This window comes from Gordonia sp. 852002-10350_SCH5691597, assembly GCF_001665715.1.
Lineage (GTDB): Bacteria > Actinomycetota > Actinomycetes > Mycobacteriales > Mycobacteriaceae > Gordonia > Gordonia sputi.
In genome coordinates, this window is the sequence record NZ_LZMO01000264.1 from 1 (window position 1) to 17,454 (window position 17,454).

At 65.9% G+C, this 17,454-nt stretch carries 15 protein-coding genes and 1 tRNA gene; 9 read left to right on the forward strand and 7 right to left on the reverse strand.

Going from position 1 to position 17,454, the window contains the following annotated elements; genetic code table 11:
* Nucleotides 1-382: 382 nt before the first annotated feature.
* Nucleotides 383-468, reverse strand: a tRNA-Leu gene (locus A5777_RS19735).
* 98 nt (nt 469-566) lie between these two features.
* Here A5777_RS19735 and A5777_RS19740 point away from each other — a divergent pair.
* On the forward strand, nt 567-1,925 hold the full coding sequence (locus A5777_RS19740) for a M20/M25/M40 family metallo-hydrolase (protein WP_064863945.1): 1,359 nt from the start codon (nt 567-569) through the stop codon (nt 1,923-1,925).
* A 43-nt stretch (nt 1,926-1,968) separates the two neighbouring features.
* Here the strand turns inward: A5777_RS19740 and A5777_RS19745 are convergent, their stop codons facing one another.
* Nucleotides 1,969-3,279 carry a D-arabinono-1,4-lactone oxidase gene (locus tag A5777_RS19745; protein WP_064863946.1) on the reverse strand — a complete coding sequence of 437 codons (1,311 nt, stop codon included), beginning with the start codon at nt 3,277-3,279 and terminating at the stop codon, nt 1,969-1,971.
* A complete protein-coding gene (locus A5777_RS19750; RefSeq protein WP_064863947.1) occupies nt 3,276-4,556 on the reverse strand; it encodes an alanine racemase in 1,281 nt (426 codons plus the stop codon). Before A5777_RS19750 ends, A5777_RS19745 begins: the two co-directional genes overlap by 4 nt.
* A 204-nt stretch (nt 4,557-4,760) precedes the next feature.
* On the opposite strand from A5777_RS19750, the gene A5777_RS19755 reads away from it, so the two are divergent.
* Nucleotides 4,761-5,306 (forward strand): YbhB/YbcL family Raf kinase inhibitor-like protein, encoded by a 546-nt coding sequence (locus A5777_RS19755; protein WP_064863948.1) that lies wholly within the window; start codon nt 4,761-4,763, stop codon nt 5,304-5,306.
* Between the two features lie 8 nt (nt 5,307-5,314).
* Here A5777_RS19755 and A5777_RS19760 read toward each other — a convergent pair whose 3' ends face one another.
* The 3 genes from A5777_RS19760 to A5777_RS19770 are packed head-to-tail and all read right to left on the reverse strand — an operon-like array spanning nt 5,315 to nt 7,835.
* Complete coding sequence (locus tag A5777_RS19760; protein ID WP_064863949.1) at nt 5,315-6,418, reverse strand: quinone-dependent dihydroorotate dehydrogenase; 1,104 nt, start codon at nt 6,416-6,418, stop codon at nt 5,315-5,317.
* Nucleotides 6,412-6,717 carry a DUF5703 family protein gene (locus tag A5777_RS19765; RefSeq protein WP_005202907.1) on the reverse strand — a complete coding sequence of 102 codons (306 nt, stop codon included), beginning with the start codon at nt 6,715-6,717 and terminating at the stop codon, nt 6,412-6,414. The genes A5777_RS19760 and A5777_RS19765 overlap by 7 nt, the downstream gene beginning before the upstream one ends.
* Nucleotides 6,717-7,835 (reverse strand): YncE family protein, encoded by a 1,119-nt coding sequence (locus tag A5777_RS19770; protein ID WP_064863950.1) that lies wholly within the window; start codon nt 7,833-7,835, stop codon nt 6,717-6,719. Before A5777_RS19770 ends, A5777_RS19765 begins: the two co-directional genes overlap by 1 nt.
* A gap of 116 nt (nt 7,836-7,951) precedes the next feature.
* Here A5777_RS19770 and A5777_RS19775 point away from each other — a divergent pair, with 116 nt between their 5' ends.
* The 6 genes from A5777_RS19775 to A5777_RS19800 all read left to right on the forward strand — a co-directional run bounded on the left by A5777_RS19775 (nt 7,952) and on the right by A5777_RS19800 (nt 12,879).
* Nucleotides 7,952-8,794, forward strand: coding sequence for an undecaprenyl-diphosphate phosphatase (locus tag A5777_RS19775; RefSeq protein ID WP_064863951.1), 843 nt, complete (start codon nt 7,952-7,954; stop codon nt 8,792-8,794).
* Between the two features lie 56 nt (nt 8,795-8,850).
* On the forward strand, nt 8,851-9,615 hold the full coding sequence (locus A5777_RS19780) for an MSMEG_4193 family putative phosphomutase (RefSeq protein ID WP_064863952.1): 765 nt from the start codon (nt 8,851-8,853) through the stop codon (nt 9,613-9,615).
* A 25-nt stretch (nt 9,616-9,640) separates the two neighbouring features.
* Complete coding sequence (locus A5777_RS19785; RefSeq protein ID WP_064863953.1) at nt 9,641-10,339, forward strand: DUF3090 domain-containing protein; 699 nt, start codon at nt 9,641-9,643, stop codon at nt 10,337-10,339.
* A 5-nt stretch (nt 10,340-10,344) separates the two neighbouring features.
* On the forward strand, nt 10,345-11,202 hold the full coding sequence (locus tag A5777_RS19790) for an SCO1664 family protein (RefSeq protein ID WP_064863954.1): 858 nt from the start codon (nt 10,345-10,347) through the stop codon (nt 11,200-11,202).
* Nucleotides 11,203-11,268: 66 nt separating this feature from the next.
* A complete protein-coding gene (gene mshC, locus A5777_RS19795) occupies nt 11,269-12,522 on the forward strand; it encodes a cysteine--1-D-myo-inosityl 2-amino-2-deoxy-alpha-D-glucopyranoside ligase (RefSeq protein ID WP_064863955.1) in 1,254 nt (417 codons plus the stop codon).
* 48 nt (nt 12,523-12,570) lie between these two features.
* Nucleotides 12,571-12,879 carry a hypothetical protein gene (locus tag A5777_RS19800; RefSeq protein WP_005202917.1) on the forward strand — a complete coding sequence of 103 codons (309 nt, stop codon included), beginning with the start codon at nt 12,571-12,573 and terminating at the stop codon, nt 12,877-12,879.
* Between the two features lie 36 nt (nt 12,880-12,915).
* Here A5777_RS19800 and A5777_RS19805 read toward each other — a convergent pair whose 3' ends face one another.
* The gene (locus A5777_RS19805; protein WP_005202918.1) at nt 12,916-13,794 is read right to left on the reverse strand and encodes a PAC2 family protein; all 879 of its coding nucleotides are present in this window, start codon (nt 13,792-13,794) and stop codon (nt 12,916-12,918) included.
* Between the two features lie 51 nt (nt 13,795-13,845).
* Between A5777_RS19805 and metH the strand changes: the two genes are divergently transcribed.
* Nucleotides 13,846-17,430, forward strand: coding sequence for a methionine synthase (metH, locus tag A5777_RS19810; protein WP_064863956.1), 3,585 nt, complete (start codon nt 13,846-13,848; stop codon nt 17,428-17,430).
* Nucleotides 17,431-17,454 lie beyond the last annotated feature (24 nt).

Consider the following 17,454-nt stretch of genomic DNA (forward strand, 5'->3'; position numbering starts at 1 on the left):
GCAGCCAAACGACACAGTTTCTCCGCCACCACCGCATCCGCCGACCCCACCACAGCCGACACCAAAGCCGAAGGCGCACGGCCATTCCCGCTGTCGCTGTTGCTGTTCACGTGCCGCCACCCCCGCCCCACGTCGTTTCGAATATGTGTTCTACACTACCCGACGATACGGACAACGGCGAGGAATGCTCGAAACTTCTTTCGATGTTGTGGACAAACAGTTCGTCGAGTCGCGATCACCGAGTCCCGGTTGGCATTGCGGGGTCCGCAAGCCGGGAGGCACGGTGCAACTTGTCGGTGGGGTTGCGGGACCTACAGGGAGTCTCGATCGGGTCACTCAACAGAAAAATCCCGGAGAGCAATGCTCTCCGGGATTCTCGCGGTGTCCGAGGGGGGACTTGAACCCCCACGCCCGTTAATAGGGCACTAGCACCTCAAGCTAGCGCGTCTGCCATTCCGCCACTCGGACTCGGTGCTTCGGTGTCTCGCGGATTTCTCCGTTCCGCACCGGGCCGGATAACACTAACCGAGGTTGCCCCCGTATCCCAAATCCCGTAGGAGTGAGGGGTGACTTCGGAGCCTGAGACCACCGCCGGGACCATCAAAGCCGTCGACGAAGTGGTCGATATCGTCAGCAAACTGATCCGCTTCGACACCTCCAACACAGGTGAGCCCGAGACCACCAAGGGCGAGGAGGACTGCGCCAAGTGGGTGGCGGGGATGCTCGAAGAGGTGGGGTACACCACTCAGTACGTCGAGTCTGGCCGCCCGGGACGCGGAAACGTGTTCGCGCGGCTCGCCGGTCCGCCAGATTCCGACCGTGGTGCGCTCCTGGTGCACGCGCATCTCGACGTCGTGCCCGCAGAGCCCGCCGACTGGAGTGTGCACCCGTTTTCGGGGTCGGTGTCCGACGGCTACATCTGGGGCCGCGGCGCCGTCGACATGAAGGACATGGCGGGAATGGCACTGGCACTCGCCCGACAGTTCAAGCGTGACGGCACCGTGCCGCCACGTGAACTGGTCTTCGCCTTTCTCGCCGACGAAGAGGCTGGCGGGACGTGGGGTTCTCACTGGCTGGTGGAGCATCGGCCGGATCTGTTCGAAGGCATCACTGAGGCAGTCGGTGAGGTCGGCGGCTACTCACTGACCGTCGACCGCCCGGACGGCACGCAGCGTCGTCTCTACTTGGTGGAGACGGCCGAGAAGGGGCTGTCGTGGATGCGGCTGACCGCCGAAGCAACCGCGGGCCACGGGTCGTTCCTGCACTCCGACAACGCTGTCACAGAGATCGCATCCGCGGTCGCGCGTATCGGAAACCACGAATTCCCCCTCGTGATCAGCGATTCGGTGGCCGAGTTCCTGGAGGCGGTGTCTGAGGAGACCGGTTGGGATCTCGGTCCCGACACACCTGATCTCGAGACGGCCCTGTTCAAGTTGGGCAGCCTCGCCCGAATCCTCGGTGCCACACTCCGTGACACCGCCAACCCGACCATGCTCAAGGCCGGTTACAAGGCCAACGTCATCCCGCAGAAAGCCGAAGCCGTCGTCGACTGCCGCGTTCTTCCCGGACGGCAGAAGGCATTTGAGGCCGAGATCGACGAGTTGATCGGCCCCAACGTCCGACGCGAATGGATCACCCACCTCGACTCCTACGAGACGACATTCGACGGCAACCTCGTCGACGCGATGAACGACGCGATCCTCGCCTACGACGAGGACGGTCGGACCGTCCCGTACATGATGTCGGGCGGCACCGACGCCAAGGCGTTCGCCAAGCTCGGAATCAGGTGCTTCGGCTTCGCGCCGCTGCGCCTGCCGCCCGAACTCGACTTCGCCGCGCTGTTTCACGGCGTCGACGAACGAGTCCCGGTGGACTCGGTCCTGTTCGGCACGCGGGTGTTCGAGCATTTCCTGCACCACAGCTGAGCGGTCCCCCGACCTACGGTTCAGCTGCGACGCGTCAACGCGATCAGTCGCCTAACACAAGCCGCAGGTAGTCGTTGCTGAAGACGCGCGAGGGGTCGTACTTGTCCCGAACCGCGAGAAAGTCGTCGAATTGCGGGTACACATTGCGGAAGTATTCCGCGTCGCGGGTGTGTAGCTTGCCCCAGTGCGGCCTGCCGTGGTGGGCAACCATGATCTCCTCGACGTCCGCGAGGAACGCCGAGATGTCCGCGGGATCGTCACGGTGGTAGCGGTGGACCGCGATGTAGCCGGTGGTACGTCCCGAAGCTGTCGAGAGCATCAGATTGTCGGCGGCAGCGGCGCGCACCTCCACCGGGAAACTGATCCGGTATCCCTTGCGCGCGATGAGTTTCTCTATTTCGTTGAGTACCTCTGCCACCGCGGGCAATTCAACCGCGTACTCCATTTCACGGAAGCGAACGTCGCGGATTGACGCAAAGACCTCAGCCGACGGCGCGACGTACGTGCGCTCCGAAAGTGCATGACTCGCAACCCGATTCAGTGTCGGAACTACCGCGGGCGCCCGTCGTCCGAGTTCGCAGACCACGCCGTAGATCTTGTTGCTGATCAGGTAATCGTCGATATACCTGCGCACGGAGCCCGGTCCACTTGGCGTGGCATCCGCGGGAAGCCTTGTGTTGGTTTTGGCCAACGCGCGACGAGTGTGTGGGAACCAGTAGAACTCGTGATGGTCGAAGGACTCGACGCGGTCGAGAAAGCCTCCGACCGCATCGTCGAGATCGAGGGGCTCGTCGTGAGCCCGGAGACTGAACGCGTCGACGCATTCGATGGTCAGCTCGACAATGACCCCAAGTGCGCCCAATCCCAGAGCGACAGCGCGCAATTCGTCATCATCAGCAGTGAGGGTGACGACGTCGCCGGTACCGGTGACGATCTTCGCGCCGACGATCTGCGTCGAGATCCCACCGAAGTTCAGACCGGTTCCGTGTGTACCCGTCGACGTGGCCCCGGTGATCGTCTGGCGGTCGATGTCACCGAGATTGCGCATCGCGAGCCCGTAGGGGGCGAGCAGAGCAGGGATTTCGTGCAGCCGGGTGCCCGCGCGCAACGTCACCCGATGTCCGTCGACACCCACCACCCCGCGGAGCGCGGACATATCGAGCTGGATGCCCTCTGGCACGCCGATGCCGGTGAAGCTGTGCCCGGAGCCGATCGGCTTGATACGTGTCCCGTCGGCCGCTGCTCTCGCGACGAGCTCCGCGACGGCGTCGACGGTGTCGGGTGTCGCGACTGCCGTTGTGGCCGACTGGTTTCCACTCCAATTGCGCCACTGCGTGCGCGTCTGTGTTGTCACAGGTAGCACTTTTCTTCCCCTCGGTAGGTCGGAACGAGATCGTCGACTCGTGCCTGGCCGTTCTGGTCACGTCCGATCAGAGCGACTGTCCTGGCGCGCTCGCACACCTCGCCGGACTTGGTGTGGCGGAACCACACTCGGTCACCCGGCACCAGCTTCGACGCCGCGTCGCCGGTCAGCGGCGTCTGCACCTCGCCTGCGGCCTCGGTGCCGATGTAGGACAAACCCGCGGGCCACACCGGACGCGGTAGCCTGTCGGGCGCGGGTGGGCCGGACGCGATCCAACCGCCACCCGCGCACGTGATGATCTTTGGCGCGGGTCTGCGTGTCACGTCGAGACCGAACGTCAACGCCGGAGCGGGCTGAAAGCGTCGGTACCCGTCGAACAGATGCCCGCCGAAAAGCCCACTGCCAGCGGCGATGTCGGTGACGGAACCGTCGCGTGCGGTCTCTTCGAGCGAGCCGGTTCCGCCCGCGTTGACGATCTCGATGTCGGCGAGTTCGCGCAGCGAGGAGATGATCGCGCCGCGTCGTCGTCGCAATTCGACCATGGACACGCGCTGCATGGCACGGGTCGCCCGGTTCGTCAGTGGTTTGCCGTCGACATCGTCGGCGACTCCCGCAACCTGAGCCTCGTACGACATCACGCCGACCAGCGCGAAACCCGGGCGTGCGACGATCGCGCGGGCCAGCGTCAGGGCGGCGTCTGCATCGTGCACAGGGGAGCGTCGGACACCGAGATGGACGCGACCGGAGAACAGCCGCAACGAGGCGTCGAGGTCGATGGCCACCCGGACCACCGAACGGTGCTCTGGTGAGACGACGGAGTCGACGACGTCGAGTTGCGCGACGTCGTCGACGAGCAGCGTGACGCGCGTCAGTGCGACCTCGTCGACGAGTAGATCGGCGAGAGCGGCGCGTCGAACCGACGGATACCCGAGAAGCACATCGCCGATGTTCGACTTGGTGGCCAACCACTGCGCTTCGGCGACGTCGAAGGCGAGCACTCCCGCAAATCCATCGCGCGCGACGACGTCGTCGATGATCGATCGCACACGAAGCGACTTGCTGGCCAACCGAATCGGCACACCGCCGGCTCGGGCGGTCAGGTCGGCGATGTTGTGTTCGAGCGCGGTGAGATCGAGTGCGAGCGTCGGCGCGTCGAGTCCCGCATCGCGCACCGCCGCGTCGATTCCCGCGTAGTACGCGTCGGGGTCGGTCGACCACAGCTGTGAGACTGTGCCCGATCGGGTTGTCGCGGCCTCGAGACGGCCCATACGTGCTGCTCCCAGAGGTGTCGTGGGGAGATCGGAGTGCCCGGCTCCCAAAGTTGACCAAGTGGTCAACTGAAAGTTACTACACAACTTTCGATGGCGGGACGTGAAAGTTCATCTCGGGCTCCGCGCGCTGCGGATTAGACTCGCGAACGAGTCCACGCACGCTCGGCCACTCTGGCCGTACTCGCGAGAGAAAGGTGTTCGATGACCTCGTACGACCCCTACGCAGACCTGCCGAACCTGCCGTCGTTCACACTGACGTCGGAGAGCGTGTCCGACGGCGCACCGCTGGCAACTCCGCAGGTCAGCGGGATCATGGGCGCGGGCGGCGCCGACGCCTCGCCGCAGCTCTCATGGTCTGGATTTCCCTCGGAGACAAAGAGTTTTGCCGTGACGGTCTACGACCCCGACGCCCCGACCGCTGCAGGCTTTTGGCACTGGGCCGTTGCCGACATTCCCGCATCTGTGACGAGTCTCGCCGAAGATGCAGGCGACGAGAATGGTAGTGGTCTTCCCGCGGGAGCGGTCACCCTGGCCAACGACGCGTCACTCAAGCGGTTCGTCGGCGCTGCGCCACCGCCCGGACACGGACCGCACCGGTACATGATCGTCGTGCACGCCGTCGACGTCGAGTCGCTCGAACTACCCGAGAACGCGACGCCCGCCTACCTCGGATTCAACCTGTTCTCGCATGCGATCGGACGCGCGCGCATCATCGGTACCTACGAGCAGCCCGCCGAGAACGTCTGAGTCGACGATCAGCCGCGTGCCGCGCTGCCGACCGCCTCGGAGATGTTGTTCCATCCGGCGGCGCGCACGCGGGCTGCGAGCCCCTCATGGATCTCGCGCAAGCTCATCGGCCCTCCGTAGATGAAGCCGGTGTAGGTCTGCAACAGATCGGCGCCCGCGCAGATGCGCTCCCAGGCCTGCTCAGGTGTCTCGATACCGCCGACGCTGATCAACGCGAGCTTGCCGCCGATGCGAGAGTACAAGCGACGCAACACCTCCAGCGACCGATCGGCGAGCGGAGCGCCGGAAAGTCCGCCCGGTCCCATTGCCTCGACCTCGTCTGCCGGAGTGGAGAGTCCGTCGCGCGAGATCGTCGTATTGGTGGCGACGATGCCCGCCAGCCCGAGTTCGACGGCCAGATCGGCCACCGCGTCGACGTCGGCGTCGGCGAGGTCGGGAGCGATCTTCACCAGGACCGGTACCGACACCTCGTCGAGTACCGCGGCAAGAATCGGGCGCAGTGAGTCAACGGCCTGGAGATCGCGGAGACCGGGAGTGTTTGGTGAACTCACGTTGACCACAACGAAATCCGCATGCGGACCCAGCAGGCGCGCCGAGACCCGGTAGTCGTCCACGGCGCCGTCGAGCGGCACCACCTTGGTCTTGCCGATGTTCGCGCCGATCGGAACAGGGATCCCGCGCCCGCGGGCCGCAGTCAGATTGTCGGCGGCCGCCGTCGCGCCGGGATTGTTGAATCCCATGCGGTTGATGAGCGCGCGGTCGGCGGGCAAACGGAACAGCCGCGGTGGCGGGTTGCCCGGCTGGGCCTGGCCGGTGACTGTACCGACCTCGGCGTACCCGAAGCCGAGAAGCCCCCAGGCGTCGGCCGCTGCCGCTGACTTGTCGAAACCTGCTGCCAGTCCGAGGGGTGCCGGGAAGGTGACACCGAAGACCTCTTGGCGCAGCGCCGGGTCGGGAACGGTGAACAGCCGCGCGAGGAGGGTCCGCGCGATCCCCAGCCTGCTGGTGGTGCGGATCGACGCCATGATGATCGAGTGAATGCGCTCGGGCGCGAGGAGGAACATCGCCTTCAGCGCGACCGGGTACAGGACCCGGTTGACGCGGGTCAGCATGCCTCGGCACTTCCGCCGAACTGCTCGCCACCTCGGCCACGCGGCGGCTTCTTGCGTCGTAGCAACACTTTTCGGGTGCCATCGGTATACAGCCGAACCCGCGACAGTTCCCAACCGCCGAACTCGGCTTCGAGGGAGAGACGCATCGACGCGGTCACCCTGGTGATGTCCGGCGGGAGCTTGATCAACATCGTCTCGTAGTCCTCGGACGTCACTTCCCATCCGCGGGGATAGCGCGCACCGATACGTGCGCTGGTGCGGTGATGCTGGGGGAGCCGGTGCTGACCGGGTGTCGACATCAGCGTCCCGCCTCGCTCGGCGCGGCAGTCGAACTGCTCACAGGCGCTCCTTGGCTGTACGGCGGAGCGACGACCTGCACGCCGCCGTCGCGGGCGGACAAGACGTAGACGGTGCCGGATGCGTCGTCGACGGCGAGTGCGTCGGGCTGGGCAACCGCGGCGAAGCGCTGCTTCTCGACGGGTTCACCACCGGCAAGGTCATACGCCACCACCTCGTTGTTCGCCGTCGTCGACACCCAAAGGAGATTGCGGGTGTCGTCGTAGTCTACGGCGTAGGGCCCGTTCGGCACGGGATAGCGGAACCGCATCACCAGCGGTGATCCGAAGAATCCGATGATCTCGTCGTCGCGTGTGTTGCTCACGAGGATTCGCCCGTAGTGGTCGACCGTCGCGTCGGTGGCGCCATTGCCGGCGCGTAGCGCCGCACCGAATTCGCCGGTGGAGATGTTGACCGGTGTGACAGACGACTGCGCTTTGTCGAGCACGACGACCTGCTCGTCGGGCAGGTCGGCACCGGCGGGGGAGACCGTGATCTGATCCACGCCGACGAACCCTCCGATATCGCGGATCTGCTTCAGCGCGGCGTCGAAGACGACGAGGTGACCGTTGGCTGTGCCGACGAGAATCTGTCCTGACGCCGTCCGAGCCAGCGCGGTGGGCTCCGAGACCGAGGTTCGCGCCGACGTCACGGCTCCATCGGCGCCGATCCGCACCAGGATTTCCGGGCCCGAGCCCACGAATGCACCGTCGCCGACCCCGATCAATCGCGTGAGGCGGGGTACCGCAATGGTGGTCGGCGCAGCGGTGATCGCCTCGGTCGACAATCGCAGCACCGACGTTCCGTCGCCGCCGAGAACGCCGAGCGCGTTGCCCGAATGAGCGAGCACCGTGCTGCCCGGCGGTGTGGCTACCACCGTTCCCGCGGGTGTGGCGGCGGGTCCGGAAGGCGCGGCACTCGCGGTCGCGGGCGCCACGGTCTCCTTCTTGTCGCCGCTGTCGTTCGACGATCCACACCCGGCCAGCACCATCGTCGCGGCCACGATTGCTGCGACACCGCAGACCCACGCCGAACGTCGGCGGGCAGTGGCAGGGGTATCGACAAGCCTGGGTGAGCGCATGTGACCATCTTGCGCGACGCACATCGAACGCCCGTCGACAGGTCGGCGTCGCCGTTCGCCGGATCACATCCGCTACGCCGCTCGTACGCCGCATGCGACCGGTAGCATCGTCGCCCGTGACCGAGACCATGACCTGGGCCCAGGCGATCGTGCTGGGAATCATCCAGGGCCTCACCGAATTTCTGCCCATCTCATCGTCGGCGCACCTGCGTATCGCTTCGGAACTGATGTTCGGCGGCGACGCCGGTGCGTCGTTCACCGCTGTGATCCAACTCGGCACCGAGGCCGCGGTCCTCGTGTTCTTCGCCCGCGACATCGGGCGGATCATCACCGCCTGGTTCCGCGGACTGTTCAACGAACACGAACGCAACCTCGACTACCGGATCGGCTGGTACGTGATCTTCGCGACCATCCCGATCGGGATCATCGGCTTCCTGCTGAAGGATGAGATCCGGACCGTCGCACGCAACCTCTGGATCACCGCGATCGTCCTGATCGTGTTCTCGGGAGTGTTCTGGCTCGCCGAACGTGTCGCAACGCAGTCCCGGTCGATCGAGCAGCTCACCCTGCGAGACGGCCTCGTCATGGGTCTCGCGCAATGCCTCGCCCTGGTGCCTGGCGTGTCGCGGTCGGGTGCGACGGCCAGCGCCGGTCTGTTCCTCGGACTCGAGCGCGAGGCCGCGTTCCGCTTCTCGTTTCTGCTCGCGATTCCCGCGGTGCTCGCATCCGGACTGTTCAGTCTTCCCGACGCCTTCCACCCGTCCGGCGACGGTATGGAGGCCACCGGTGCACAACTCGCGGTGGCCACGCTGATCTCCTTCGTCGTCGGCTACATCTCCATCGCTTGGCTGTTGCGCTTCGTCAGCGGCCACTCGCTGAACTGGTTCGGCGTCTACCGCGTCGCCCTCGGTCTCGTCGTGATCGGTCTGCTCTCCGCCGGCGTCATCAGCGCGACCTGACCCGGGCCGCGACGGCTGTCTGTGCCGCGGCGGGCGCAAGTGCCTATGGTTGAGGGATGACCGTGATCCTGGTTCGCCATGGCCGGTCGGTTGCCAATACCTCGGGCGTACTCGCCGGCCGCACGCCGGGTGTCGCCCTCGACGACAAGGGACGCTCGCAGGCGGCGGAACTGGTGAATCGACTCGGCCCGTGCGTCGAGCAGATCACGGCGGTGGCTCGCTCACCGCTGCAACGCTGTGGTGAGACCGTTGCCCCGTTGCTCGCAGCGATTGCCGAGCAGACCGGTCGTCGGGTCCCCGAGGTGGTCGTCGACGATCTCGCCGAGGTCGACTACGGCAGTTGGACCAACCGACCGATCAAAGACCTTCTCGCCGAGCCCCTGTGGAAGGTGGTGCAGCAACACCCGTCCGCCGCCGTCTTCCCCGAGGGGGAGGGACTCTCTCAGGTACAGGCCCGTGCCGTTGCCGCGATCCGAAGGCTCGACCGCGAGTTCGGTGGTCCGGACGGCTCCGGCGCCTGGATCGCGTGCTCGCACGGGGACGTGATCAAATCGGTGATCTCCGACGCGATGGGCGCCCACCTCGATACGTTCCAACGGATTGTCATCGAACCGGCGTCGATCAGCATCGTCCGCTACGGCGCCACGCGCCCGTACTTGCAGACCGTCAACAACACCGCCGTGATCTCGATACCGTCGCCCCCGCCGAAGAAGAGTCACGACGCCGCGGCCGAGGACGACGCGACCATCGGTGGCGAGACCGGCACCGACGACACCCCGCGACCGGCAACTTCTGCACAGGCTCCCGCCGGGCGCGGATAATGAACTCACGAGAAAAGGAGGTGTGATGTCTCGAGCGATCCATGTCTTCCGCAGCCCGGACCGGTTTGTCGCCGGTACCGTCGGACAACCGGGCGACCGGACGTTCTACCTCCAGGCTGTCCACGAGGCGCGCATCATCAGCGTGATGCTGGAAAAGCAGCAGGTTCAGATCCTCGCTGATCGGATCGGCGCTCTGCTTGACGAGATCCATCGCAGGTTCGGCACCCCGATTCCACCGCCGTCCGACCGCGTCGGAGATCTCAGCCCCCTGGTGATGCCGGTCGACGCGGAGTTCCGGGTCGGCACCATGGGCCTCGGCTGGGACGCCGAGTCCGAGGCTGTCGTCGTTGAGCTGCTCGCCATCACCGAGGGTGAGTTCGACGAGAGCGTCGTACTCGACGACACCGACGAGGGTCCCGACGCCGTCCGCGTGTTCCTCACCACGCAGGCCGCCCGCGAATTCGCCGCGCGATCATCGCGGGTCATCTCCGCAGGCCGGCCGCCATGCCCGCTGTGTGCCGAGCCCCTCGATCCCGCGGGCCACCTCTGTGTCCGCACGAACGGCTTCAAACGCGACGCAGAGCTGAGCAAATCGATCGAGTTCGTCGACCCGGAGGTGTTCCGCGACCTGTCACTCGGCGACGACTCGGGTCTCTACGACACCGACGACGAGGGCGACGACTCAGCAGATGGACCCGACGCCGAGGGCCCGGGGCGGGATTGACACCGATGCAGCCGGGGGAGGCCGCCGACGAGCCCGTCACGGGCGGCATCACTCCTGATGACGCGCTACGCGAGGGAGAACTGGTCATCGTCGGTCGAATCCCGACGGCCAGCAACGCGACCCTCGTCTGCGAGGCAACACCGTCAACAGGCGGCAGCGTGCGGTGTGTGTACAAGCCGATTCGTGGCGAAGTGCCGCTGTGGGACTTTCCCGACGGCACTCTCGCGGGGCGCGAGGTCGGGTCGTACCTGATCTCCGAGGCACTCGGCTGGCACACGATACCGACAACGGTGATGCGCGACGGTCCGCTCGGCCCCGGAATGGTCCAGCGCTGGATCGACACCCCCGATCCCGACTCCGGAGATCTCCCGGCGGCCCGCATCGACCTCGTGGACCTGTGCCCGCCCGGCACGGTCCCCGACAACTATCGGCCGATCCTGCGGGCGCTCGATCCACTCGGAGAGCAGGTCGTTCTCGTCCACGCCGACGATCCGCGCCTGCTGCGGATGGCGGTGCTCGACGTCATCCTCAACAACGCAGACCGTAAGGGCGGACACGTACTCGAAGGTCTCGACGGCAACGTCTACGGCGTCGACCACGGCATCTGCCTACACGCCGAAGACAAACTGCGCACAGTGCTGTGGGGCTGGGCGGGCGATCAGATCCCCGGCCACCTGATCGCCGACATCGCAGCACTCGCCGAGGCCCTGGAGTCCGACAACTCGCAGCTCCGCGCGGCACTCGCCCCGTACATCACAAATGACGAGATCGACGCGCTCACCCTGCGCGCCATCATCCTCGCCGAATCCGGCAGGCTTCCCCTGCCGCCGCCTCACCGACCCATTCCCTGGCCGCCCTTCTGAAGGGTCCCTGCTCGTTCTGACAGCCCTGTTCAGTTCCGCTCTGCAGCGGCCAATACAGTGGGGGATATGCAATCGTGGCCTGAACCGGCTGTGCCCACCGTCGGTGGATCCGGACCCGCGCTCCGCCTATACGACACCTCGAGCCGCGCCGTGCGCCCCGTCTCGCCCGGCGCGACCGCGACCATGTACGTCTGTGGCATCACGCCCTACGACGCAACGCATCTCGGCCACGCGGCCACCTATCTCACGTTCGACATCGTCAACCGGGTGCTGCGCGACCAGGGGCACGAGGTGCACTACGTCCAGAACATCACCGACGTCGACGATCCGCTGTTCGAGCGTGCCGCACGCGACGGTGTCGACTGGCGTGCACTCGGCTCCGAGCAGATCCAGCTCTTCCGCGACGACATGACGGCGCTGCGCGTCCTACCGCCGCGCGACTACATCGGTGCGATGGAGTCGGTCGACGAGGTCATCGAGATGGTCGAAAAACTCCTCGCCTCCGGTGCGGCGTACGTCGTCGACGATCCCGAGTTTCCCGACGTGTACTACCGCGCGGACGCCACCGAGCAGTTCGGCTACGAATCGGGTTACGACCGGGCGACGATGGAACGCTTCTTCGCCGAACGGGGCGGCGACCCCGACCGTCAGGGCAAGCGTGACCGCCTCGATCCCATCCTGTGGCGCGCCCGCCGCCCCGACGAACCGTCGTGGGAGTCGCCGTTCGGACCCGGACGTCCCGGTTGGCACGTCGAATGTTCCGCGATCGCGCTGAACCGGCTCGGCGTCGAATTCGACATCCAGGGTGGCGGAAACGACCTGATCTTCCCTCACCACGAATTCTCCGCAGCGCATGGCGAGGCGTACACGGGCGCCCGTCGCTTTGCCCGCCACTACGTGCACACCGGCATGGTCGGACTCGACGGCGAGAAGATGTCGAAGAGCCGCGGAAACCTGGTCTTCGTGTCCGTGCTGCGCCGTGCGGGTGAGGACCCCGCGGCCATCAGGCTGGCGCTGCTCGCCGAGCACTACCGTGCCGACCGCATGTGGAGCGACGCCGTTCTCGACCAGGGTCGCGCACGTCTCGAGCGGTGGCGGGCCGCCACGTCGGCGACGTCGGGCCCCGACGCCGCACCCGTCATCGCCCGCGTGCGGGAGCATCTCGCCGACGACCTCGACACACCCAAGGCCCTTGCTGCCATCGATGGGTGGTGCAGGGACGTCGAGCAGGGAATCGGACAGTCGGCGACGGCGCCGGGCGATCTCGCTTCGGCCGTCGAAGCACTGCTCGGTGTCGAATTGAGCCACGCGACACGATGATCCGACTCGATTCGTACGCAGGCGACGCAGCTTAGTAGAGTTCTCCGGGTGGCCCGCGTTCAGGAGATCCGACCCAACACCGAATCCGGCGTGTACACCGTGATCACACGGACCTCGACGTATCTGCTCGACTTCAACGACATGACTCTGCTGCGGGCTCCCGGCGTGGGTGGCACCGACAGCGAGGAGTGGGCGGTCAGCAGACTGCGACGCGACTCCGAAGACATCCCGCTTCTCGGTGTGAAGTCATGCCGCGTGGGCGAATCAGCGCAGTTCTGGGTTCGCGCCGCCGACGACCCGGACGTACGGACCTGGCGAATCACGACGCCGGTCGTCTCCATCGAACGCATCGACTGAACGCCGACACCCGACACGGCGAGCGGTCGTTGCGGCTCAGCTCCCGAATGGGCCGGGTCGACGCCGCTTGAGATAGCGCTCGAATTCCGCAGCCAACGCGTCGCCGTCGATCTTGGCCATCGCCTCGTCGGTGTCGAGTTCGGCGTCGCCACGCTCCTCGAGGCCTCGGACGTAGTCGGCGATCTCCTCGTCGTCCTCGGTCATCTCGGTGACGGCCTGCTCCCATTCCTCGGCCTGCTCGGGCAGCGTGCCGAGCGGTACCTCGATGTCGAGGACCTCCTCGACCCTGTTGAGCAGCGCGACCGTCGCCTTCGGGTTGGGCGGCGTCGACACGTAGTGCGGGACCGCGGCCCAGAACGACACCGCGGGCAGCCCTGCCTGCACGAACAGGTCCTGCAGCACACCGGTGATCCCGGTCGGGCCCTCGTAGCGGTTTTCGGCGAGGTTGTAGCGCTCGGCAGCTTCGCTGCTGTATGCGCTGCCGGTCACCGGCACCGGACGGGTGTGAGGGGTGTCGGCGAGCAACGCGCCGAGCATCACTGTCGTCTCGACGCCCAGCTCATGCGCGAGGTCGACGATCTCGGCGCAGAACGCACGCCAGCGCATGTTGGGTTCGATTCCGCGCACCAGTACGATGTCACGGTCGGCTCCCTCGGGGCTGCAGTAGGAGATCGACGTCGTCGGCCAGTCGATTCGGCGGGTGACTCCGTCGATTTGCTTCACCGTGGGCCGATTGACCTGGAAGTCGTAATAGTCGTCGGCGTCGATGTCGACGAGGGGCTGCGCATCCCAGGTCAACGCGAGATGCTCGACGGCGCTACTGGCCGCGTCTCCGGCGTCGTTCCAGCCCTCGAAGGCAGCCAGCAGGATCGGCCGGCGCAACCGGGGAAGATTCGACAACTGCTCTGCGTTCACTGAACCAGCCTACGACCTGATCACAAAAGAGAGCGAACTACGCTGAGAACCATGTCCAACCCCTCCCGAACCGCAACCGACTTCGACACGACGTTCCTCACGGACATGTCGCGTCGAGTATTGATCGGCGACGGGGCGATGGGCACCATGTTGCAGGCTGCGGATCTGACGCTCGACGATTTCAACAACCTCGAGGGTTGCAACGAGATCCTCAACGACACCCGCCCCGACGTTCTCGCCGACATCCACCGCGCCTACTTCGAGGCCGGCGCCGACGCCGTGGAGACCAACACATTCGGCTGCAACCTCTCGAACCTCGGCGACTACGACATCGCCGACCGCATCCGCGAACTGTCCTTCAAGGGCACCTCCATCGCCCGTGGTGTCGCCGATGAGATGGGGCCGTCGAGTGATGGCACCGGACGTTACGTCCTCGGGTCCATCGGCCCCGGCACCAAGCTGCCGAGCCTCGGCCACACCACGTTCGAGGCCATCCGCGACGCCTACTTCGAATGCGTCGCAGGCATGCTCGACGGTGGCGCCGACGCGATCCTCGTGGAGACCTCGCAGGATCTGCTGCAGGTGAAGGCTGCCGTTCTTGCTGCCAAGCGGGCGATGGCCCAGCTCGGGCGTCGGATTCCGATCATCTCGCACGTGACGGTCGAGACCACGGGCACCATGCTGCTCGGTTCCGAGATCGGGGCGGCGCTGACCGCCATCGAACCGCTCGGCGTCGACATGATCGGACTCAACTGCGCCACCGGGCCTGCCGAGATGAGTGAGCATCTGCGCTACCTGTCGCGGCACGCCACCATTCCGGTCTCGGTCATGCCCAACGCCGGTCTTCCCGAGCTCGGTCCCCACGGCGCGGTGTACCCGTTGCAGCCCGACGAGCTCGCGTCCTCACTGGCGACGTTCGTCGGTGAATTCGGCCTGTCCTTCGTCGGTGGCTGTTGCGGCACGACGCCCGACCACATCCGCGAGGTCGCGGCCGCGGTCGCCGACGTGACCAAGGCGCAGCGTAACCCGCAGCACGAGTCGGAGACGTCGTCGCTGTACACCGCGGTGCCCTTCGACCAGGACGCCAGCTTCCTGGTGATCGGCGAGCGCACCAACTCCAACGGCTCCAAGGCATTCCGCGAGGCGATGCTCGCCGAGGACTATCAGCGCTGCCTCGACATCGCCAAGGACCAGACCCGCGACGGCGCGCACATGCTCGATCTGAACGTCGACTACGTCGGCCGCGACGGCGCTGCGGACATGACTGCGCTCGCCAGCAGGTTCGCGACGTCGTCGACGCTGCCGATCATGCTCGACTCCACCGAGCCCGAGGTGATCCGCGCAGGACTCGAGGCGCTCGGCGGTCGGTGTGCGGTCAACTCCGTCAACTACGAGGACGGCGACGGACCCGATTCCCGATTCGCACGTATCATGCGGCTCGCCGTCGAACACGGTGCCGCTGTGGTGGCACTGACGATCGACGAAGAAGGTCAGGCGCGTACCGCGGACTGGAAAGTCCGTGTGGCAGAGCGGCTCATCGCCGATATCACCGGCAATTGGGGACTCGCCGAAGAGGACATCATCCTCGACACCCTGACGTTCCCGATCTCGACGGGTCAGGAGGAGGTCCGCAAGGACGGTATCGAGACCATCGAGGCCATCCGGCGACTGCACGAGGCACATCCGGAGGTGCACTTCACCCTGGGTATCTCCAATATCTCGTTCGGCCTGAATCCCGCTGCGCGCCAGGTGCTCAACTCGGTCTTCCTGCACGAATGCGTCCAAGCGGGCCTCGACACCGCGATCGTGCACGCGTCGAAGATCCTGCCGATGGCTCGCATCCCCGACGAGCAGCGCGACGTGGCGCTCGACCTGATCTACGATCGTCGACGCGACGGATACGATCCGCTGCAAAAGCTCATGGAGCTCTTCGAGGGCGTCTCGGCGGCGTCGGCCCGCGAAACCCGTGCGGCAGAGCTGAATCGGCTTCCACTGTTCGAGAGACTCGAGCGTCGCATCGTCGACGGCGAGCGGAACGGGCTCGAAGCCGACCTCGACGAGGCGATGACGCAGAAGCCGCCGCTGGAGATCATCAACGAGACACTGCTCTCCGGCATGAAGACCGTCGGCGAGCTGTTTGGTTCCGGCCAGATGCAGCTGCCGTTCGTTCTGCAGTCGGCCGAGGTCATGAAAACCGCTGTGGCACATCTCGAACCGCACATGGAGGCAACCGGAGAAGACGGCAAGGGACGCATCGTGCTTGCCACTGTGAAGGGCGACGTCCACGACATCGGCAAGAACCTCGTCGACATCATCTTGAGCAACAACGGCTACGAGGTCGTGAACATCGGTATCAAGCAACCGATCTCGACGATCCTCGAGGTGGCCGAGGACAAGCGCGCCGACGTGATCGGCATGTCGGGGCTGCTGGTGAAGTCGACGGTCGTCATGAAGGAGAACCTCGAGGAGATCAACGCCCGAGGGCTGGCGGACAACTATCCCGTCCTACTCGGCGGAGCGGCGCTCACGCGGTCGTACGTGGAGAACGATCTCTCGGACACCTACGAGGGCGACGTGCACTATGCGCGAGACGCCTTCGAGGGGCTGCGGTTGATGGACGACATCATGGCGCTCAAGCGTGGCGGCGGATCGGTGCCGGAGAGCGCCGACTCGATCGCAGCCGCCCAGAAAGCCGCCGAACGCAAGGCACGCCACGAGCGATCGAAGCGCATCGCCGCCAAGCGCAAGGCCGCAGAGACACCGGTCGAGGTGCCTGCACGTTCGGATGTCGCTTCGGACAACGACGTTCCGACACCACCGTTCTGGGGAACACGCATCATCAAGGGCGTCCCCGTCGCCGAATACCGCCAATTGCTCGACGAGCGCGCACTCTTCCTCGGTCAGTGGGGGTTGCGCGGGGCACGCGGCGGCAACGGGCCGTCGTACGAGGAACTCGTCGAGACCGAGGGTCGTCCGCGGCTGCGCTACTGGCTCGACCGGCTCTCCACGGAGGGCATCCTGCAGCATGCCGCCGTCGTCTACGGATACTTCCCGGCGGTCAGCGAGGGAGACACCGTGCATGTGTTGACCGAGCCTCGCCCGGATGCCCCTGTGCGGTACAGCTTCTCGTTCCCACGCCAGCAGCGGCCGAAGTTCCTGTGTATCGCCGACTTCATCCGCTCGCGCGACGACGCCATCGCCACCGGACAGGTCGACGTGCTGCCGTTCCAACTCGTCACGATGGGTCAGCCGATCGCCGACTTCGCCAACAAGCTCTTCGCCGACGACGCGTACCGCGACTACCTCGAGGTCCACGGAATCGGAGTGCAGTTGACGGAGGCGCTTGCCGAGTATTGGCACCAGCGGGTGCGCAGCGAACTGACGGTGGGGGACAAGTCATTCGGCTCTGAGGATCCCGACGCTGCCCAAGGCTTCTTCGACCTCGAGTACCGCGGTGCGCGTTTCTCGTTCGGCTATGGCGCGTGCCCGAATCTCGAGGACCGCGTCACGATGATGAAGCTGCTCGAACCGGAGCGCATCGGCGTCGAACTCTCGGAGGAGTTGCAGCTTCATCCCGAGCAGTCGACGGATGCCTTCGTTCTGCACCACCCGGAGGCCAAGTACTTCAACGTCTGACGTCGACGGCGTGCGGCGGCGCTT